The following is a 19,449-nucleotide window of genomic DNA, read 5'->3' as shown; positions in this document are numbered from 1 at the left end:
TTTTTAAGCATTCCGATCAGTTAGAAACTAATCGGTGCGCTTTCATCAAGTGCTCACATTTATTGACTGTTAATTGTTAAAGAACCGAATGGTTTAAATTCTTTTCCGCTCAAACCGAAGTATTTTTTACTTGATTTAGCAACGAAGCGTTGTGTTCGTTTGCAGCAGAGAAGCGAGATTATGCAGCACTTTATTTACCCTGTCAACTCCTGATTGCTTTTGCTGTTCGTTTCGATGCATCTTATGCAGATGTTGTCGCTTTCGCGTCAATCTCATCAAATCAAACCGCCGGAGTTGCTGGCCGCTGCTTTCTTCTTGCCTCCCGTTTTAGCGGGAGGCGAACTATAGCAAAGTTAACTGGCCTATTGCAAGGAAAATTGAAAATAATTTAGATTAATGATGAAGCGCTTGTGAAGACAAATATCCATTCGTTGAAATACGTCTGCCTTTGTTCGCGAGGAAGTCAAACGCTGGTCATTAAATCGATATACCATGGGCGCATAAACAAATTATCAATTCTGCTTTAAATATCTACTGATTTGCTGATTTGTCACTCAACTTGTCCCCATTGCTGTTGATGTTTCCTCTCAAAAAGGGTGGTATATGTCTCTTGCATTTACTGGTAACAACGAAGCGGAAGTGATCGCTTTGCCGCATCCCTCTCAACACGAACTAGAAATCGGCTTATTGTCTGATGCCGCACATACGTCCCCTAAGTACTTATATGATGCAGTGGGCTCAGTACTATTCGATGCTATTTGCGAGCTACCAGAATATTATCCAACCCGCACTGAGGCCAGCATCTTCACTCAATACATGAGCGACATAGCCCATGCAATAGGACCGCACAGCACGCTGATTGATCTCGGTGCAGGAAATTGTCGTAAAGCGGCACGACTGTTTCCGTTATTGCATCCAAATCAATATGTTCCTATCGATATCTCCATTAAGTATCTGGAAGACGCGGTGCAACGTTTGCAACAGCGCTTCCCTTATATAGAAATGACAGCTTTGGGACTGGATTTTTCGAAGCCATGGACACTGCCAGATGAGATCCGCAGCGACAAACGGCTATTTTTCTATCCCGGCTCATCGATAGGAAATTTTGAACCGAGTCACGCACATGCTTTTTTGCGGCACTTACGTTCTGAATGCGATGCTGATGGTGGACTGTTGATCGGTATCGATCTGATAAAGGATCATGATACCTTGCATCAGGCTTATGACGATGCATTAGGCGTTACCGCTGCCTTCAATCTGAATGTATTACGTCACATCAACCAAATACTCGGCAGCAATTTTGACGTACAGCAATGGCGTCACCACGCTCTATTTAATACAAGTCATTCACGCATAGAGATGCATTTAGAAGCGCGGACTGCACAAACAGTCACGTGGAAGAATATGCACAGACATTTCTTGCCAGGCGAAAAAATTCATACTGAAAATAGCTATAAATACAGCTTGGATAAATTCTTAGCCCTGCTCGACTCGGCAGGTTTTGGGCACGCACAATACTGGACGGATAGCAATAACTGGTTTGCGGTGGTTTACGCCAAAGCTTTGTAAATTGAGGATCAGATCATGCGGACAACTACCTTAGCAGAGCGTTGGAAGCAAACCAGACAGCATACACTGAACATCGCTGCGCTGGTCAGTGCTGAAGATGCCTGCGTGCAATCGATGCCAGACGCAAGCCCATTGAAATGGCATCTGGCACATACAACCTGGTTTTTTGAAACCTTTGTGCTGGAAGCATTCGATACAGACTTCATCCCATTCCATCCACAGTTCAAGGTACTGTTTAACTCGTATTACAACGGCGTGGGTGAAAAGCATCCACGCGCACAACGTGGTTTGCTGAGCAGGCCAGCGCTGGCCGAGATTTTAGAATACCGCCACGCTACTGATCTGCGCGTGCAACATTTGCTTACCACGCTCAAATCAGAAAAACTCTCAGAGCGCATAGAACTAGGAATACAGCATGAACAACAGCATCAGGAATTGATGCTGACAGATATCAAGCACCTGCTGTCATGCAATCCTTTATATCCTGCACTACTGAGTGAACACCCTCACGCTGAACAAGCAGATGTCAGCGATCATTGCATCAGCAATACGCCCCTAGAGTGGCATCGATTCGATGCGCATTTACTAGAAATTGGCCATGAAGGATCTGATTTTTGCTTTGATAATGAAAAGCCACGCCATCGGCAATTTGTAGAGCCCTTTTCGCTGACATCACGTCTCATCAACAATGGGGAGTATCTACTCTTTATTCAGGATGGTGGTTACCAAAACCCAAGCTGGTGGTTGGCCGAGGGCTGGGATTGGTTACGTCAGAATCAAATCCGTCATCCACTATACTGGCACTCCGACGCGCATTGGCAGGAATTCAGCCTGAACGGATTGCAGCCCTTAGATATGCATGAAAGCGTCAGTCATCTCTCTTATTTTGAAGCGGCTGCATATGCGAGTTGGGCCGGTGCACGCTTGCCAACAGAAGCGGAGTGGGAATGTGCAGCACAAAAAGACGACAATCTGCACCAGCTATTTGATAGTTGCTGGCAATGGACCAGCAGCAGTTACGCGCCTTACCCGGGATTTGAAATTCCTGCCGGTGCGATCGGTGAATATAACGGCAAATTTATGGTGAATCAGTATGTATTGCGTGGTTCATCGAGCTTCACGCCGCCGCACCATAGCAGACTCACTTACAGAAATTTCTTCCCTAGCCATGCGCGTTGGCAAAGAACAGGCATACGCTTAGCACGCTCAATATCCGATACCGACGATTAACCACCCACTGACAAAGAAAGGAGTAAGCCATGCCGACCGCAATCTGGAACAACAAAATCATTGCCGAAGCCTCTGAGAATGAAGTTATCGTATTGGAAGGAAATGTGTACTTCCCTCCACAAAACGTCGATCAAAATTATTTGAAGCACAGTGACAAACAGACGGTATGTCACTGGAAGGGTACAGCGAATTATTTTGATATCGTGGCGGATGAGCAAACCAATGCCAATGCGGGTTGGACGTATCTACAGCCCAAAGATGCCGCAAAAAAGATTACTGGCTATATTGCATTCTGGCGTGGCGTGCAAATCGTCGCGTAGGTTCGTACTTGAAAATAGAAAACATGGCGGCGACAGCAAAACCACCATGTTTTCCATGTAATTTTTTATAGAACCCTAACCCGCGCGCTTTGCAGCCAATGCATTACCAGCGCGACTCACGGCTTTGCGACCGAGGTGCTGAGAAATAAACTGCCCTGCATCAACTACCGCATTCAAATCGATACCAGTATGGATGCCAAGACCTTGCATCAGGAATAACACGTCTTCGGTAGCGACGTTACCAGTCGCGCCTTTAGCATACGGGCAGCCACCCAGACCCGCCACGCTGGAATGAAAAATCGAAATCCCAACTTCCAGACTCGCGTAAATATTCGCCAATGCCTGACCATACGTATCATGAAAGTGACCGGATAATCCTGTGATGGCAAATTCTTTGGCTGCGCTCTGCATCACATTTTGCACCTGACGTGCGGTTCCTACACCGATCGTGTCGGCAATATCAATTTCATCGCAACCCAGATCGCGCATACGACGCACTACATCAGTCACACTGCTGACGGGCACATCGCCTTGATACGGGCAACCAAAGGCACAACTGATGCTGCCGCGAAGGCGTATTTTGTTTTGTTTGGCTGCCGCTGCGACATCGCGGAAACGTTCTATCGATTCTTCTATCGAGCAATTGATATTCTTTTGCGCGAACGCTTCAGATGCCGAGCTAAAAATCACCACTTCATCCGCACCCGCCGCTAACGCCGCTTCAAAGCCTTTCATATTCGGCGTCAATACAGAATAAATCACGCCCGCTTTACGATGGATGCCCGCCATCACTTCGGCTGACGTTGCCATTTGCGGCACCCATTTGGGGGAGACGAAAGAGGCTGCTTCGATATTTTGAAAACCTGCCGCGGTTAGTTGATCCACCAGCGCGATTTTGACATCCGCAGGAATACTTTCTTTTTCGTTTTGCAAACCATCACGTGGCCCGACTTCGACGATTTTGACTTGTTGTGGTAGCGACATCATTAATATCCTTTCGTTGGATCGACGATTCCGCGAATTGCCAAGCCGTGTTCAAGTGCCTGAATTTTTTCTGCAATTTGCGCAATACTTTCTTTAAATAGACTCATTGCTGCCATATGCGGCGTGATCTGTATCCTTGGTTCACGCCAGAATGGGTGTTCAACTGGCAAAGGCTCTTGCCGAAACACATCCAGCGTCGCACCAGCAATATGCCCACTTTGCACCAAAGCCAGCAAATCATCTTCGTTCACATGGGCGCCACGTGCGACGTTGACCAGGTAAGCACCCTGTGGGAGTTTTTGCAGGTTAGCCTGATTCAAAAGCCCGCTCGTTTCATTGGTCAGCGGCAAAATACACACAACTACCCGACTGGCACGCAAGAAGGCGTCCAAGCCATCAGAACCTGCGTAGCAAGTGACACCGTCGATGTGTTTGGGGTTGCGACTCCAGCCAAGCACAGGAAACTCAAACTGCTTCACGGCATCGACAATACGCTGTCCCAACACGCCAAGACCGAGAACACCCACACTGAATTCGTTTTTCTCAAACGGCATTAAGAAATTCCATTGCTGCTGATCACGCTGTGCGTCGTACTGGTCAAAACGACGGAAATAGCGCAAAACAGCATGGCAAACATATTCCGCCATTTGCACCCCCATACCGGCGTCATCGAGGCGCACGATAGGTACGCCCGTTGGCAACGCAGATCCCAATTGCAAAATAGCATCAGCGCCAGCGCCGAGGATAAAGATCGCCTTTAAACTACTGCGCCCCACAAGCATCTCTGCGGGTGGTTTCCATACAATCGCATAATCGGCCGGGGCATTATCACCCGGCGTCCAGGTACGGATTGCATGCTGAGGTAAGGCACTATGTAACGTGCGCAGCCATTCCTGTTCGTGCTGGCTATTGGTATAAAAAAGGATGCTGGCCATAACTCAAATTATTGATTCACCAACTGGGTTTGACGAATAATGTCCATGTATTGTTTAACGACACTGTCTATACCCATTTCCAGACTTTCAACAATCACGGCGTGACCAATCGACACTTCTAAAATACCTGGTATCTGCAAAAATTTACCGAGATTGTTCAGATTTAAATCATGTCCGGCATTGACACCCAATCCGGATTGCTGCGCGAGCTTCGCGGCCACCGCAAAGCCTTTAAAAATTTCTTCGCCTAATTTTGTGCCTACAAATTCCGCATATGGTTCGGTGTACAGTTCAACACGATCAGCACCAAGCTCCTTAGCGACTGGAATGTCAGGATTATCAAAATCAACAAATAAACTGGTGCGTATGTTTAAGGCTTTCAGCTCGGCAATGACGCTGCGTAGCATCTCGCCATCTTTTTTAAAATCCCAACCATGATCTGAAGTCAGCTGATCTGGCGCATCGGGTACTAAAGTACATTGTGCCGGACGGTGAAGCTTCACCACTTCGATAAATTCGCGTGCCGGATAGCCTTCTACATTCAACTCTGCACCGCGTTGTTTGCATAAAGCGCCGAGACTTTCAACATCCGAATAACGTGCATGACGTTGATCCTGACGTGGGTGCAACGTAATCCCCGCAGCACCAAGATCCAGGAAACGTGCCGCAAACGCGTCGACATCCGGATAATTGCGGCCGCGCGAATTACGCAGCAAAGCGATTTTGTTGATATTAATAGAGAGTAAGGTCATGTCGATTCCTTATAGCACCATGTGTACGGCGCATTGTGGCAAGTAGGCAATAGCCTTATTTATAGCCTTATTTATAGCCTTATTTATAGCCTTATTGTATGCTTTTGGTTTGCAATGCGTGATAACTCGCTTCTGACACTGCTGCTCTCTCGCTGTGCCTTTGATTGGCCCAAAAGCGCAAAACCGTTCTCTGTTGCGCTCGCAAATCGGATTTGCAAATTCAGCAAACTACTCCCCGCTACGGCAAACGGTAGCGGGGGAGAAAATCTACAACTTACTGCGCAAACGCTAATAACTGCGCGCCTTCTGTCACCTGATCGCCTACCGCATACAACACTTCATCAATCACACCATCGTGTGGTGCAGAAATTGTGTGTTCCATCTTCATCGCTTCCATAATCAATAAGGCATCGCCTTTTTTGACTTCTTGCGATTTGTTCACCAACACGGCAACGATTTTACCGGGCATGGGTGCGGTCAAACGGCCACCTTCCGCTTCGCTTTCGCCAGCGTGTGCGAGCGCATCGAGGTAATGCAAATCGGTATGCACATCTTGATTAAAGACATGGAAATGTTCGCCATCACGAACTACTGTTCCAGTGACGGTTTGATCATCGATCGCCAACACAAAATCATGTCCAGATGTTGAAACCAGTTTAACCTGAGCGACAACATCGACGCTGCTGATCTTCCAGCCATCCGCAAGATAAGTGACCGTCACATCATGTGTCGTTGTTTCTTCAATAAATTGCAAACCGCGCTGCATATGGCTATTCATGCGCCAGCCGTGGCTGCTTTGCCACGGATCGCTACCACCGGTTTTTTCAGACGTCAACAAAGCAGCCACCGCCAATGCCATTCGATGCATGCTGGCTGGTTTCACCACAGGGAATAATTCATCCTGATTACGTTCAATCAGACCCGTATCCAAATCAGCGGTAGAGAATGCCGTACTCTTGATCAAACGGGACAAAAACGCGATGTTTGAATTCAAACCAACGATTTGATATTGCGATAAAGCCTGCGCCATGCGGGCTAAAGCTTCCTGACGGTCTTTACCCCAGACAATCATTTTCGCAATCATAGGATCGTAGAATGGCGAAATTGTATCGCCCTCACGAACGCCACTATCGATGCGGAAAGCTGCCGGATCGCCGTTGCCACCGAGCTCAAAATTCACAGCAGCAGGTGTACGTGCGTGACGCAAAGTACCGATCGAAGGCAAGAATCCTTTTTCTGGATTTTCAGCATATACACGCGCTTCAATGGCATGGCCATGAATACGCAATTCAGATTGTTGCAAAGGCAGTTTTTCACCAGCAGCAACACGCAATTGCCATTCAACCAGATCGGTACCAGTGATCATTTCTGTCACCGGATGCTCTACTTGCAAACGGGTGTTCATTTCCATGAAATAGAACGAACCATCTTGGTTGGCGATAAACTCAACCGTACCAGCACCCACATAGCCGACTGCTTTTGCCGCAGCGACTGCCGCTTCACCCATCGCAGCGCGGCGCTCAGTAGTCATCCCCGGAGCAGGGGCTTCTTCTAATACTTTTTGATGACGACGTTGCACCGAGCAATCACGTTCAAACAAATAAACGCAATTGCCCTGTGTATCGGCAAACACCTGAATTTCGATGTGACGAGGGCGCTGCAGATATTTTTCTGCCAGTACTTTATCGTCGCCAAATGAATTAATCGCCTCGCGCTTGCAGGAGGCCAGCGCATCTTTAAAGTCAGCGGATTTTTCAATCACGCGCATGCCTTTGCCACCACCACCAGCACTCGCTTTCAACAGCACCGGATAACCGATACGATCAGCTTCACCGTGTAAAAAATCAGCATCCTGATTGTCGCCGTGATAGCCAGGAACCAATGGCACATTGGCTTTTTCCATTAAAGACTTCGCGGCGGATTTGCTACCCATCGCTTCGATGGCGGATGCTGGTGGGCCGATAAAGGCGATGCCGTTCTTGGCGCACGCTTCAGCAAATTCACTATTCTCAGATAAAAAACCATAACCAGGGTGAATCGCCTGTGCGCCCGTTGCCAACGCCACTTCGATAATCTTATCAGCGCGCAAATAGCTTTCTTTCGCTGCCGCTGGTCCAATCAACACAGCCTCATCACAGACCGCCACGTGCTTCGCATTGGCATCCGCTTCCGAATACACTGCGACAGTTTTGATACCCATGCGACGTGCAGTCGCAGCAACGCGGCATGCGATTTCGCCACGATTGGCGATCAGGATTTTGGTGAACATGTCTCTTCGCTCTTGGTTAATTTTTTAAATAAATGAATTTTTTGCTTAATCGTTAGCTGCAGCTACCCGCTTTGGCTTCTACTTTGCCGCGAGTCTTCAAACCGAGTTTTTCTAACAAAACGCGGTCATCTTGTGCTTCCGGGTTTTGTGTCGTCAGCAGCTTGTCGCCGTAGAAAATCGAATTCGCGCCAGCCAGGAAACACATCGCTTGTACTGCTTCACCCATTTGACGGCGGCCTGCAGATAAACGCACCCGAGCTTTTGGCATGGTGATGCGAGCGACCGCAATGGTGCGTACAAATTCGAGTGGATCAAGCGGGTCCAGACCGTGCAAAGGCGTGCCTTCAACTTGTACCAAATGATTGACGGGCACTGATTCTGGGTAAGGATTTAAGTTTGCCAATTGCGCGATTAAGCCTGCGCGTTGACGGCGAGATTCACCCATGCCGACGATACCGCCGCAGCATACTTTGAGGCCAGCATTACGCACGTGACCCAAGGTATCGAGACGATCCTGATAATCACGGGTAGAAATTACGTTGCTGTAAAACTCAGGCGCGGTATCGAGATTGTGGTTGTAATAATCGAGGCCCGCATCAGCCAGGCGTTGTGCTTGTTCTTCTTTGAGCATACCCAAAGTGGCGCAAGTTTCTAAGCCCATGGCTTTGACTTCGCGCACCATGGTTTCGACTTTTTCCATATCGCGGTCTTTTGGTGAGCGCCATGCTGCACCCATGCAGAAACGGGTGGCACCATTTTCACGGGCAGCTTTCGCGGCATCTAAGACTTCACGCACATCCAGCATTTTTTTGGCTTCGACACCGGTGTCATAGCGTGCCGCTTGTGGGCAGTAGCCGCAGTCTTCTTCGCAGCCGCCAGTTTTGATCGACAACAAAGTCGCCAATTCCACATCACCATCAGGAAAGTTAGCGCGATGGGCACTTTGTGCCTTGAACATCAGATCGTTAAATGGCAGATCGAACAGTGCCAGCACATCGTCAACCGGCCAGGTTTCTGCTTCAATCTTTTTTACTGGTGCCTGAAACTGTACGGCTTGTTGCGGGATGTCATTCGCTTGCATTTGTCTTCCTTCACTTCAAAGTTTACTACTCAATTATTTCAGGATATTCAGATTAAGATATGTCGCTGCGGTCTTCATATTGTCTGTCGGATTACCTGACAGCCGTGGAATCTGACCTAACAAAGGAGCACCTATTCGCTGCTGTATTGCAGCGATGTTCTCTGCCAGATACAACATATCTTGATCAACGGTATTCGCAATCCATGCGGCCAGACGTAAGCCACGGGCGCGGATCGCTTGTGCTGTCAGCAGCGCATGGTTGATACAACCGAGTCGCAGACCAACCACCAAAATCACGGGCAAATCTAATTGTTGCGCCAGATCTGCGGTATCGACGGTGTCGTTCAGTGGCACGCAAAATCCACCCACGCCTTCGACGATTACTGCCTCTGCGGCGTGTGTCAGTTGTTGATAACTCGCCAGTATATGCGGCAAAGAGATATCGACATTTTCTTGTTTTGCCACGATATGCGGTGCGGCCGGGGTCTGCATCAGATACGGGCACACCAAAGCGGTATCGGTCTTTACGCTGGAAGCCGCAATCAGGCTATCCACATCTTCGTTATGCCAAACGCCGTCGCGCAATTCTGCACCCGACGCGATGGGTTTCATACCGACGCTGCTTGTGCCGCGTTGAGCGAGTGCTTGCAACAAGGCACTGCTGCTGAACGTTTTACCGATCTCGGTATCCGTACCCGTCACAAAAAAATCGTAAGGACGCTTATTACTCATCAGGCAACCTCAGCAAAACATTGTGCGACATAGCTCATTTGATCAAGACGATTGATCGCTTGCGCCAATTGGTGCACTTGCAATTCTGTGTGCGCGGCGGACAAGGTCACGCGCAGACGTGCGGTACCAACTGGTACGGTAGGTGGGCGTATCGCACCGACCCAATAGCCGTGATCCATCAAGTTACCGGCAATATTTAACATCGCCGCGTTATCACCAATGACAACCGGCTGTACCGCGGTGATGGAAGGCATCAATTGCCAGAGTTGCAGGTTCAGACCATGGCTAAACATGGCAATCAGTTTGTTCAGATGCGCACGACGTTCATTGCCTTCAGCGCCAGAAATAATGTCAACACTCGTCAACAACGCATGTGCCAATGCTGGTGCTGCCGCCGTCGTATAGATATAAGTACGGGCTTTTTGAATCAGCCATTCAATCACTGTTTCATGCGCCGCAACGAAGGCACCACCAACACCTGCGGCTTTGCCGAGCGTGCCCATGTAGACCAGATTGGGTGACTTCAGATTGAAATGTTCTAAAACACCACGACCATTTTCACCTAATACGCCAAAGCCATGTGCATCATCCACGATCAGCCACGCATCATATTGCTCACACAGCGCCAGCAAAGGCGGCAGGTCAGCAATATTGCCATCCATGCTAAATACGCTATCAGTAACGACGACGCGCTTTTGCGCGGTACATGCTTTGAGCATTTGCTCCAACGCCGCATAATCTTTATGCGGAAAAACTTTGGTCGCTGCACGCGACAAACGTACGCCATCAATCAGCGACGCATGATTTAACTCTTCTGAAAAAACTGCCGCATCTTTTCCAGCGAGGGCAGTAATGATGGCTTGGTTTGCCATGTAACCTGTACAGAAATACAAGGCACGCGCTTGTTCGACATTGGGTGACATAAACTCGGCCAGGCGTTCTTCCAATGCCATATGCGCGCGGCTATGACCGCTGATCAAATGTGAAGCACCGCTGCCTGCGCCGTACAAACTCGCGCCTTTTTGCAAAGCTTGTACCACCAGCGGGTGCGTCGCCAGACCCAGATAATCATTACTACAAAACGCCAGTAATTCTTTGCCTTCGGCTTGCAAGGTCGCGCCCTGCGCACTATCCACAGTACGACGACGGCGGATCAGATGTTGCTGTTCTAATTCTGCTAATTCGTCCTGCAAAGACTGCAACAAAGGCGTTCTGGCCGCTGCTACATGCAGGTTACTACGGTTGCCACTCATGCCATTACCTCTTCAAATACGTTCATCGTTTTCTGTGCCAGCAGAGTAATTTCCTCTTCGCTAAGGATATACGGCGGCATCAGATAAACACTGCGACCTATCGGACGCATTAATAATTCTTGTTGCAAAGCGGCGCTGAAAAAACGCCGCGAAAAAGTACTTGCGCGCTCCGCGTCATCGACCACTGCATCAAACGCGAAGATCATGCCTTGCTGACGCACATGCTTAACGCGTACATCGCCTTTCAGACCAGCGAATGCGGAGGCAATCATTTGTGATTTCTGACGATTCGCCGCGATCACATTCTCCTCTTCAAAAATCGCCAGTGTTGCGAGTGCTGCGCGGCAAGCCAAAGGATTACCAGTGTAGGAATGTGAATGCAAAAAGCCACGACGCACATCTGCATCATAAAAAGCCTGATATACCGCGTCTGTCGTCATCACTAAACTCAAAGGCAAATAACCACCGCTGATCCCTTTAGACAGACACAAAAAGTCTGGCCATATTTGCGCTGATTCACATGCAAAAAAAGTACCTGTACGACCGCAACCCACCGCAATTTCGTCAGCGATCAAATGCACCTGATACTGATCGCACAATTCACGCAAGCGCCGCAAATAAATGGGATCATGCATCGCCATGCCCGTTGCACATTGCACCAGTGGTTCAATAATTACCGCCGCCACTTTGCCCTGACGTTGCTGTAAGACGCGCTCTAAATCCGCAGCGGCGCGCAATGCAACATCTGCCGCGGTTTCGCCGTCCTGCGCTAAGCGAGCATCGGGCGACGCCACCACGTGCGCACGCTGCAACATAGGACCATAGGCTTCGCGGAACAGACTCACATCGGTGACTGCCAAAGCACCAACGGTTTCACCATGATAGCTACCTTGGATGCAGATAAATTCTTGTTTCTCAGTCTGACCACCATTGCGCCATGCATGAAAACTCATCTTCAATGCAATTTCGACTGCCGAGGCACCATCCGATGCGTAAAAGCTATGCCCTAAGGCATGTCCCGTCAGAGCCGATAATTTTTCAGACAATTCAATCACTGGTGCATGGGTGAACCCTGCCAGCATTGCATGTTCCAACTTATCCAACTGATCTTTGAGTGCTGCATTAATCCGCGGATTAGCGTGACCAAACAGATTCACCCACCACGAGCTGATCGCATCGAGGTAGCGTTTGCCATCCATGTCGTACAGCCAGATCCCGCGTCCATGGCTGACCGGAATCAACGGCACGGTTTCATGATGCTGCATCTGGGTACACGGATGCCAAACATGCTGCAAGCTACGTGTGACCCAGTTATTTTGTGTTTCCAAAATGACTCCAGACTACAAGACAGACCCGTTCAATGTATAAATTGACAACCAATCAACAACAAATCAACAACATTCAGTACCGCAGGTCTGGTTAAAGAAGACGCGTATTTTATGCGACTTTTCCGGCAGCATCCGTTTTCATGGCTAATTGCTTGGTTAAATAAGGGTTTTCTCTTATTTCCACCGATCCTTATTTATCTTTATTTATCTTTACTTTAAAGCAACCACGATGGTTTGCGCTTCTCTAGAAACGAGCGTACGCCTTCTCGCCCCTCTTCCGATGCGCGAATCTGGGCAATCCCTTCCACTGTCGCGGCGACCAAGCCCGGTGTGATTTCGCGGCTAGCGACATCTTGCACCAATTTTTTGGCTTGCTTTACGGCATTCGGGCTATTTGACACCAACGCTTTGACGATCTCTGCGACTTTGCTATCGAGTGCTTCTGCATTCACAACTTCATGCACAAATCCGATACGCTGTGCTTCGCTGGCGGCAAAACGTTCAGCGGTAATGAAATAACGACGCGCCGCACTTTCACCCATGGCTTTAATCACATACGGTGAAATGGTCGCTGGAATTAAACCCAATTTGACTTCACTCAGACAATAATTTGCAGTATCAACACTAATCGCGATATCGCAAGCAGCCACCAAGCCCATACCACCGGCATAGCAATCGCCCTGTACTTTAGCAACGACTGGTTTGCTACAACGATAGATCGCTGCCAGCATTGCTGCCAACTGACCTGCATCAGCCAGATTTTCGGCATGCGTATAGTCGGCCATCTTTTTCATCCAGTTCAAATCTGCACCGGCGCAAAATGCTGGACCGTTCGCTGCCAGCACAACGGCGCGTACCGATGTATCGGCGTCGAGTTGCTGAAACACCTGCGTAATTTCTGCGATCGTGGTTTCATTAAACGCGTTGCGGACATCGGGACGGTTTAGCGTTACCGTCGCCATCTGTGCTTCCATCGTCAGATTCAGAGTGTGAAACATGTTTTCCTCATTGCGTTTTTTTATTGTTGGCATCAAAGCCGTGTTCATCCAGAAAACGGTCAACTAAAGGCGTCCAGAGCTTGATGCCTTTCGCAAACAAGCTGTGACCGTTTTTTTCAAATGCTGGCATCAGGTGAAATTCAGCGGTGCCGCCCGCTTTGGTAAAAGCATTAAACCAGGCCTGGCTATATTTCGGTGCAAAAAACAAATCGTTCTCGGTGTACACCCAGAGCATAGGCACTTTGCTGGCAGTACCAAATTTTGCGTACATTTGTTCTAACTTATAAGCCTCGCAAGGCTCACCCGGATGTGTGTCAGGATCTCCGCCTGCGCCGCCAGCAAAATTAATCGCCGCAAGTACACCAGGCGGATTCTTAGCGGCAGTTGCAACCGTCGTATAGCCGCCGACCGACTGCCCTACAATCAACACTTTTTTAGGATCGATATAGGGCAGTTGCTTTGCATAATCGAGTACAGCAATAACTTCAGTTGATGCAGCCTCTGCTGACGGGGCATAATTTTTATTCCGGCAAGAACCACTATCTTCCGGATCAGGCGTTGTACCCAACTCACCATAACCAATGCGCGTGGGCACAAATACAGCAAAACCACGCTTTACGAAATATCTTGCTTGTGCGGTATAGCGAAATCGCGCTGGCTGATCGCGATTAGTTCCACTACGCCCATGATTTAAAATCATGATTGGAAAAGGTCCATCACCATTCGGTTTAAACTGCGTAAGGACGACCTTCCCTGTCACTTGACGTCCCAACAGGTCTTTCACCGAAACATCAATATTCACCACAGATTCAAATAAGTCAGCCGCCATCACTATTGGCGCCGTCGCGTTGGTATTCGACTCTTGTGCCATGGCGGAAGAAGACATTGCCAGCGCCACACCAATAGCGGTAAAAAAAACATATCTGATTGAAAGCCGCATCGTCATCATTACATCCGGAACACACCAAACTTTACATCGGGAATCGGCGCATTCAATGCCGCCGACAAGCCAAGCCCAAGGACCATACGCGTATCCGCCGGATCAATCACACCGTCATCCCACAAGCGGGCGGAGGCGTAGTATGGATGACCTTGATGTTCGTATTGATCTTTGATCGGTTGTTTGAACGCGGCTTCTTCTTCAGCACTCCAGGTACCGCCTTTGCCTTCAATACCATCACGTTTAACTGTCGCCAATACACTTGCGGCTTGCTCGCCACCCATCACGGAGATACGCGCATTTGGCCACATCCACATAAAACGCGGAGAATAAGCGCGACCGCACATGCCGTAGTTACCAGCACCAAAACTACCGCCGATGATCACGGTAAATTTCGGTACATTCGCGGTGGCAACAGCGGTCACCATCTTGGCGCCATTGCGGGCGATGCCTTCGTTTTCGTATTTTCGTCCCACCATAAAACCGGTGATGTTTTGCAAAAAGACCAGCGGGATTTTGCGTTGGCAGCACAGCTCAATAAAGTGCGCGCCTTTTAATGCAGACTCTGAAAACAGAATGCCGTTATTGGCAATGATGCCGACAGGCATGCCGTAAATATGGGCAAAGCCACACACTAAGGTTGTGCCATAACGTGCTTTGAATTCATCAAAATGACTGCCATCTACAACACGTGCAATCACTTCACGCACATCAAAAGGTTTACGCGTATCCACCGGAATCACACCATACAATTCGCTGGCAGGAAATTTTGGTTCTTCGACGTCTTTCATGACCACAGTTTGTGGTTTTTGACGGTTCAGATTCGAGACGATAGTGCGTGCCAGCGACAAGGCGTGCGTATCGTTTTGTGCCAGATGATCAACCACGCCAGACAAACGTGTGTGCACATCGCCACCGCCGAGGTCTTCAGCAGTGACCACTTCACCGGTCGCTGCTTTCACCAATGGTGGACCACCGAGGAAAATCGTGCCCTGATTTTTGACGATAATCGATTCATCGCTCATCGCAGGTACATACGCGCCACCAGCGGTACAAGAGCCCATGACCACGGCGATTTGCGGGATGCCTTTGGCGGACATGTTCGCCTGATTGTAGAAAATACGACCAAAGTGATCACGATCCGGAAATACGTCATCCTGATTCGGTAAGTTAGCACCACCGCTATCAACCAGATAAATACATGGCAAATTATTTTGCTCCGCAATTTCTTGCGCGCGCAAATGCTTTTTGACCGTCATTGGATAGTAGGTGCCACCCTTTACGGTGGCATCATTACAGACGATTACGCATTCCTGACCAGCCACACGACCAATGCCGGTAATCACGCCAGCGGACGGTGCCGCGTTGTCGTACATATCGTAGGCGGCGAGCTGCGAAAATTCCATAAACGGCGTACCCGCATCCAATAACATTTGCACCCGATCACGTGGCAATAATTTCCCGCGCGCCAAGTGCTTTTTACGTGCATCATCGCCACCACCCAAAGCGATTTTTTCTATTTTGGCCTTAAGGTCGTCGACCACGACTTGCATCGCAGCAGCATTGGCTTTGAAATCCTCAGAGCGAGAATTCAATTTGGAATCTAAAGTTGTCATCGTATATTTATCCAAAAATCTGTTATTCGTGTTGCTAACAAAAAAGCAGTCTGACTATGCCTGTCTAATGAATGATCCCATTGACGTAAAACCATTTGCCGTCATACCTGACAAAGCGACTGACTTCATGCAACTTATGTGCCCTGCCGTTAATCTTGTACCTTGCTACAAACTCTACTGTTGCCGCATCGCCATCTTGCGTGTGCTGCTTTACTTCCAGCCCCAGCCATTTCGTCGGATCATCGTGTGTGATGCAGTCCTGAGGGCAAGTTCTTTCATCCCAGGTGGCACGCAAATACGCTTCATCGTTCAAGGTGTATGCGGTATAACGAGACCGCATCAATGCTTCCGCGGTTGGTGCCACGACACTGCCACTCAAATACAGTCCGCAGCAATCTGCAAACTGCTTCTCTGAACCACATGGACAGGCATCACTGTGGGCTTTATCAACCATGTTTTTACTGTCTTTACGACTCATACTTACTTTTTACTTTCTTTCACTGCTACTGGTGCTCCGGCTGCCTTCCAGGCACCGAAACCACCGTCTATGTGCGCCACGTTTTCCAGGCCCATGTCTTGGACGGTTTTGGTGGTCAGCGCGCTGCGCCAACCTGCTGCGCAAAATAAAATAAATTCTTTGGCTTCACCAAAAACAGGTTTGAAATACGGTGAATCCGGATCAACCCAAAACTCTATCATGCCACGTGGTGCATGAAACGCACCGGGGACAATACCTTCGCGCTCCAATTCACGAATATCGCGAACGTCGACAAATTGCACCCCTGGGTCACCTAACTTTGCCTGTGCTTCGGCAACGCTATATGTTTTGATCTGTGCATTTGCTTCGTCGACTAATTGCTTGTAGCCTTTTTTCATTTTTTAGCTCCAGTATATGAACGTTCGCTTGATCAAAATCCGCCAGTCGCCAACCATTTTTCGACTTGCGGTAAGCGATCGTTACCCCAGAAAGATTCACCATCGACAACGATCCAAGGCGCACCAAAAACACCCTGTGTTACAGCTGCTTCACAGGCTTGTTTCAATCGCTCTTTGCGGTCGACATCACTACACGCATCAGCCACTTGTGTACCATCGAGTCCTAAGCTACCAACAAAATTCGACAGCCAGGCCAGATCATTGATGGCTGCAGGTCCTGAGAAATACGCACGCATCACACCACGCACAAAATCACCCACTCGCTCTGGCGCCGTTTCTTGCAGCCACAAACAAACACGCGCTGTATTTTGCGTACCAATCGGGAATACTTCCGGCAAAACAAATGGAACGCCTGCGTAACGCGCAGAGCGCAAAAAATCGTTTTTATAATAGTTTGTCATCATCGGCGGGCGCATTGTCAGAGGACCGGAACCCGTCGATTTAAATACCTGGCCAAGTAAGATCGGTTTCCACTCAACGGTGCGACCGTATTTTGCGGCTAAAACTTCAATCGATTGACTTGCGATGTACGCATAAGGTGAAACAAAATCAAACCAGAATTCAATTGTCTTGCTCATTGCTGTCTCCTCGCTTTTATTAACTTGCTTTCACCGCTTGTTACACCATCAAATGAACGATTTTTAACGGAATTTATCCCGCTGCTAATGCGCGACCGATCAGAATTTTTTGTATTTCAGAAGTGCCTTCATAAATCTGACAAACACGTACATCCCGATAAATACGTTCAACCGGAAAATCGCTGACGTAACCATATCCGCCATGAATCTGAATTGCATCAGAGCACACTTTTTCTGCCATTTCTGAAGCAAATAATTTCGCCATCGCCGCTTCTTTTAAACAAGGCTTTCCGGCATCTTTCATACTGGCTGCATGCCAGATCAGCTGACGCGCTGCTTCAATCTGGGTCGCCATATCAGCCAGCTTGAACTGCACGGCCTGATGTTCATAAATCGATTTACCAAAACTGCTACGATCTTTGGCATAGGCCAGCGCAGCTTCAAATGCGGCGCGTGCCATGCCGACTGATTGCGACGCGATGCCAATGCGACCGCCTTCTAAACCAGACAAAGCAATCTTGTAACCCATGCCTTCTTCACCGATCAGATTCTCAGCTGGGATGCGGCAGTTTTCAAATAAGATCTGCGCCGTGTCCGACGAGTGTTGCCCCATTTTATGTTCTAAACCTGCGACGATGTAACCCGGCGTTTTGGTGGACACCCAGAAAGCGCTGATGCCTTTTTTGCCTGCTGCTTTATCCGTCACGGCCATCACAATTGCTACATCTGCGTGTTTACCGCTGGTAATGAATTGTTTAACGCCGTTCAAGACGTATTCGTTGCCTTCACGACGGGCGGTGGTTTTTAGATCTGAGGCATCGCTGCCGGCGTGTGGTTCGGTCAGGCAAAATGCACCTAACATTTCACCACGCGCCAAGGGCGTCAACCATTGCTTTTTCTGCGCATCGTTGGCGTACATCATCGCGATACTGCACACCGGGCAATTATTAACTGATACCACAGTGGAGGTACCACCATCACCCGCAGCGATTTCTTCCAACACCAGCGCCAGCGACAAATAATCCATGCCTGCACCACCGAACTCTTCTGGCACCGCCACACCATACGCCCCCATCTGCGCCAATTCTTTTAATTCTTCAGCAGGGAAATGGTGTTCTTTGTCCCAACGTGCCGCGTTTGGCACTAAACGTTCCTGGGCAAAGCTGCGAATGGCGTCGCGTATCATTTCGTGTTCTGGTGTCAGTAACATGTGAGTCTCTTTTCAATTTCTCGTTTTTATTTCAGGTCTTACCAGCTCAGGCTGGCACCATCTTCTGCATTAAAAAATCTGCCGTTGTGTTCTGCTTGTAAGCCCTCAACCAGCTTACGTATGCGTTGAGCACTATCGCTAATTTCTAAATCAGCGCCAGCGCCACCCATATCGGTTTTCACCCAGCCAGGGTGCAGGGCCACGCAGGTGGCTTTACTGGTGTTGAGCGACACATCTTTCAATACTGAATTCAAGGCTGCTTTGCTGGCACGATAGAGCCAACCCTGTGAAGCCGAGCGACTCGCAATCGAACCCATATGCGAAGAAATGACAGCGAGTTTGCCATGCGCATTTTCCACTAAAGGTAAAACCATAGGCAAAATGCGCATCGCAGCTAACACGTTGGTGTGCATCACATCGTCAAACTGTTCTTGCTGTGGCGATGTCAATCCAGTGGTATGCGGCCCATAAACACCGGCATTTAAAATCGCAACATCAATTTTTTCATCATCCAGACGCCAGCCCAGACCAGCACAATCGTTGAGATTATTGACATCCAAGGGCAATGCTTCACAACCGTCTGACTGCAGGACCGCAATGTGATCCGCATTTCGCGCCGTCGCAATCACGCGCCATCCGGCCGCCTTGTATTGCAAAGCCAACTCGTGCCCAATCCCACGCGAAGCCCCAATGATTAATGCTGTCGGCATGTTGCTTC

19 protein-coding genes are annotated in these 19,449 nt (G+C 48.9%); 3 read left to right on the top strand and 16 right to left on the bottom strand.

The features are described from left to right. The first annotated feature begins 603 nt into the window (after positions 1-603). From egtD to H8K32_RS18165, 3 genes are read left to right on the top strand one after another with little or no spacing between them, the layout of a single operon-like run. Positions 604-1,569, top strand: coding sequence for an L-histidine N(alpha)-methyltransferase (gene egtD / locus H8K32_RS18175; RefSeq protein WP_186913980.1), 966 nt, complete (start codon positions 604-606; stop codon positions 1,567-1,569). Positions 1,570-1,584: 15 nt separating this feature from the next. Then, positions 1,585-2,799, top strand: a complete 1,215-nt coding sequence (egtB, locus tag H8K32_RS18170; RefSeq protein WP_186913979.1) for an ergothioneine biosynthesis protein EgtB — start codon at positions 1,585-1,587, stop codon at positions 2,797-2,799. A gap of 29 nt (positions 2,800-2,828) precedes the next feature. Next, positions 2,829-3,119: a DUF427 domain-containing protein gene (locus H8K32_RS18165; protein ID WP_186913978.1), complete on the top strand. Its 291-nt coding sequence runs from the start codon at positions 2,829-2,831 to the stop codon at positions 3,117-3,119. A gap of 75 nt (positions 3,120-3,194) precedes the next feature. Here the strand turns inward: H8K32_RS18165 and H8K32_RS18160 are convergent, their stop codons facing one another. The 16 genes from H8K32_RS18160 to H8K32_RS18085 form a co-directional block, all read right to left on the bottom strand. Beyond that, a complete protein-coding gene (locus tag H8K32_RS18160) occupies positions 3,195-4,103 on the bottom strand; it encodes a hydroxymethylglutaryl-CoA lyase (protein ID WP_186913977.1) in 909 nt (302 codons plus the stop codon). A gap of 2 nt (positions 4,104-4,105) precedes the next feature. Continuing rightward, positions 4,106-5,038, bottom strand: a complete 933-nt coding sequence (locus H8K32_RS18155) for a 2-hydroxyacid dehydrogenase (RefSeq protein WP_186913976.1) — start codon at positions 5,036-5,038, stop codon at positions 4,106-4,108. Between the two features lie 8 nt (positions 5,039-5,046). Beyond that, on the bottom strand, positions 5,047-5,790 hold the full coding sequence (locus H8K32_RS18150) for a pyridoxine 5'-phosphate synthase (RefSeq protein WP_186913975.1): 744 nt from the start codon (positions 5,788-5,790) through the stop codon (positions 5,047-5,049). 274 nt (positions 5,791-6,064) lie between these two features. Further along, a complete protein-coding gene (locus H8K32_RS18145; protein ID WP_186913974.1) occupies positions 6,065-8,059 on the bottom strand; it encodes an acetyl/propionyl/methylcrotonyl-CoA carboxylase subunit alpha in 1,995 nt (664 codons plus the stop codon). A gap of 52 nt (positions 8,060-8,111) precedes the next feature. Continuing rightward, a complete protein-coding gene (gene bioB / locus H8K32_RS18140) occupies positions 8,112-9,140 on the bottom strand; it encodes a biotin synthase BioB (protein WP_222613183.1) in 1,029 nt (342 codons plus the stop codon). A 33-nt stretch (positions 9,141-9,173) separates the two neighbouring features. Then, entirely contained in the window at positions 9,174-9,872 is a 699-nt protein-coding gene (gene bioD, locus H8K32_RS18135) for a dethiobiotin synthase (RefSeq protein WP_186913973.1), read from the bottom strand. Beyond that, positions 9,872-11,125, bottom strand: a complete 1,254-nt coding sequence (gene bioF / locus H8K32_RS18130; protein WP_186913972.1) for an 8-amino-7-oxononanoate synthase — start codon at positions 11,123-11,125, stop codon at positions 9,872-9,874. Before bioF ends, bioD begins: the two co-directional genes overlap by 1 nt. Then, positions 11,122-12,453: an adenosylmethionine--8-amino-7-oxononanoate transaminase gene (bioA, locus tag H8K32_RS18125; protein WP_186913971.1), complete on the bottom strand. Its 1,332-nt coding sequence runs from the start codon at positions 12,451-12,453 to the stop codon at positions 11,122-11,124. Before bioA ends, bioF begins: the two co-directional genes overlap by 4 nt. A 215-nt stretch (positions 12,454-12,668) precedes the next feature. Continuing rightward, positions 12,669-13,451, bottom strand: coding sequence for an enoyl-CoA hydratase/isomerase family protein (locus H8K32_RS18120; protein WP_186913970.1), 783 nt, complete (start codon positions 13,449-13,451; stop codon positions 12,669-12,671). A gap of 7 nt (positions 13,452-13,458) precedes the next feature. Then, a complete protein-coding gene (locus H8K32_RS18115) occupies positions 13,459-14,337 on the bottom strand; it encodes an alpha/beta hydrolase family protein (protein ID WP_246447467.1) in 879 nt (292 codons plus the stop codon). Positions 14,338-14,399: 62 nt separating this feature from the next. Beyond that, positions 14,400-16,007, bottom strand: a complete 1,608-nt coding sequence (locus H8K32_RS18110; RefSeq protein ID WP_186913969.1) for a carboxyl transferase domain-containing protein — start codon at positions 16,005-16,007, stop codon at positions 14,400-14,402. Between the two features lie 64 nt (positions 16,008-16,071). Continuing rightward, complete coding sequence (locus tag H8K32_RS18105; protein WP_246447465.1) at positions 16,072-16,485, bottom strand: YchJ family protein; 414 nt, start codon at positions 16,483-16,485, stop codon at positions 16,072-16,074. A gap of 2 nt (positions 16,486-16,487) precedes the next feature. Continuing rightward, a complete protein-coding gene (locus tag H8K32_RS18100; RefSeq protein WP_186913968.1) occupies positions 16,488-16,883 on the bottom strand; it encodes a rhodanese-like domain-containing protein in 396 nt (131 codons plus the stop codon). A 32-nt stretch (positions 16,884-16,915) separates the two neighbouring features. Beyond that, positions 16,916-17,521 carry a 2-hydroxychromene-2-carboxylate isomerase gene (locus H8K32_RS18095; RefSeq protein ID WP_186913967.1) on the bottom strand — a complete coding sequence of 202 codons (606 nt, stop codon included), beginning with the start codon at positions 17,519-17,521 and terminating at the stop codon, positions 16,916-16,918. Positions 17,522-17,594: 73 nt separating this feature from the next. Beyond that, positions 17,595-18,731 carry an acyl-CoA dehydrogenase family protein gene (locus tag H8K32_RS18090; protein WP_186913966.1) on the bottom strand — a complete coding sequence of 379 codons (1,137 nt, stop codon included), beginning with the start codon at positions 18,729-18,731 and terminating at the stop codon, positions 17,595-17,597. Positions 18,732-18,769: 38 nt separating this feature from the next. Next, positions 18,770-19,441: an SDR family oxidoreductase gene (locus H8K32_RS18085; RefSeq protein WP_186913965.1), complete on the bottom strand. Its 672-nt coding sequence runs from the start codon at positions 19,439-19,441 to the stop codon at positions 18,770-18,772. Positions 19,442-19,449: the final 8 nt, after the last annotated feature.

The sequence above is a fragment of the Cognatundibacterium jejuense genome, assembly GCF_014284255.1.
Taxonomy (GTDB): domain Bacteria; phylum Pseudomonadota; class Gammaproteobacteria; order Burkholderiales; family Burkholderiaceae_D; genus Undibacterium; species Undibacterium jejuense.
The sequence above is the reverse complement of the archived record's forward strand: the minus strand, read 5'-3'. Positions and strand labels throughout refer to the sequence as shown.

Excerpts from the sequence above, each read along its gene's own strand:
- egtD (WP_186913980.1), top strand. The coding sequence starts at position 604 with ATGTCTCTTGCATTTACTGGTAACAACGAAGCGGAAGTGATCGCTTTG.
- egtB (WP_186913979.1), top strand. The coding sequence starts at position 1,585 with ATGCGGACAACTACCTTAGCAGAGCGTTGGAAGCAAACCAGACAGCAT.
- H8K32_RS18165 (WP_186913978.1), top strand. The coding sequence starts at position 2,829 with ATGCCGACCGCAATCTGGAACAACAAAATCATTGCCGAAGCCTCTGAG.
- H8K32_RS18160 (WP_186913977.1), bottom strand. The coding sequence starts at position 4,103 with ATGTCGCTACCACAACAAGTCAAAATCGTCGAAGTCGGGCCACGTGAT.
- H8K32_RS18155 (WP_186913976.1), bottom strand. The coding sequence starts at position 5,038 with ATGGCCAGCATCCTTTTTTATACCAATAGCCAGCACGAACAGGAATGG.
- H8K32_RS18150 (WP_186913975.1), bottom strand. The coding sequence starts at position 5,790 with ATGACCTTACTCTCTATTAATATCAACAAAATCGCTTTGCTGCGTAAT.
- H8K32_RS18145 (WP_186913974.1), bottom strand. The coding sequence starts at position 8,059 with ATGTTCACCAAAATCCTGATCGCCAATCGTGGCGAAATCGCATGCCGC.
- bioB (WP_222613183.1), bottom strand. The coding sequence starts at position 9,140 with ATGCAAGCGAATGACATCCCGCAACAAGCCGTACAGTTTCAGGCACCA.
- bioD (WP_186913973.1), bottom strand. The coding sequence starts at position 9,872 with ATGAGTAATAAGCGTCCTTACGATTTTTTTGTGACGGGTACGGATACC.
- bioF (WP_186913972.1), bottom strand. The coding sequence starts at position 11,125 with ATGAGTGGCAACCGTAGTAACCTGCATGTAGCAGCGGCCAGAACGCCT.
- H8K32_RS18120 (WP_186913970.1), bottom strand. The coding sequence starts at position 13,451 with ATGTTTCACACTCTGAATCTGACGATGGAAGCACAGATGGCGACGGTA.
- H8K32_RS18115 (WP_246447467.1), bottom strand. The coding sequence starts at position 14,337 with ATGTCTTCTTCCGCCATGGCACAAGAGTCGAATACCAACGCGACGGCG.
- H8K32_RS18110 (WP_186913969.1), bottom strand. The coding sequence starts at position 16,007 with ATGACAACTTTAGATTCCAAATTGAATTCTCGCTCTGAGGATTTCAAA.
- H8K32_RS18105 (WP_246447465.1), bottom strand. The coding sequence starts at position 16,485 with ATGAGTCGTAAAGACAGTAAAAACATGGTTGATAAAGCCCACAGTGAT.
- H8K32_RS18100 (WP_186913968.1), bottom strand. The coding sequence starts at position 16,883 with ATGAAAAAAGGCTACAAGCAATTAGTCGACGAAGCAAATGCACAGATC.
- H8K32_RS18095 (WP_186913967.1), bottom strand. The coding sequence starts at position 17,521 with ATGAGCAAGACAATTGAATTCTGGTTTGATTTTGTTTCACCTTATGCG.
- H8K32_RS18090 (WP_186913966.1), bottom strand. The coding sequence starts at position 18,731 with ATGTTACTGACACCAGAACACGAAATGATACGCGACGCCATTCGCAGC.
- H8K32_RS18085 (WP_186913965.1), bottom strand. The coding sequence starts at position 19,441 with ATGCCGACAGCATTAATCATTGGGGCTTCGCGTGGGATTGGGCACGAG.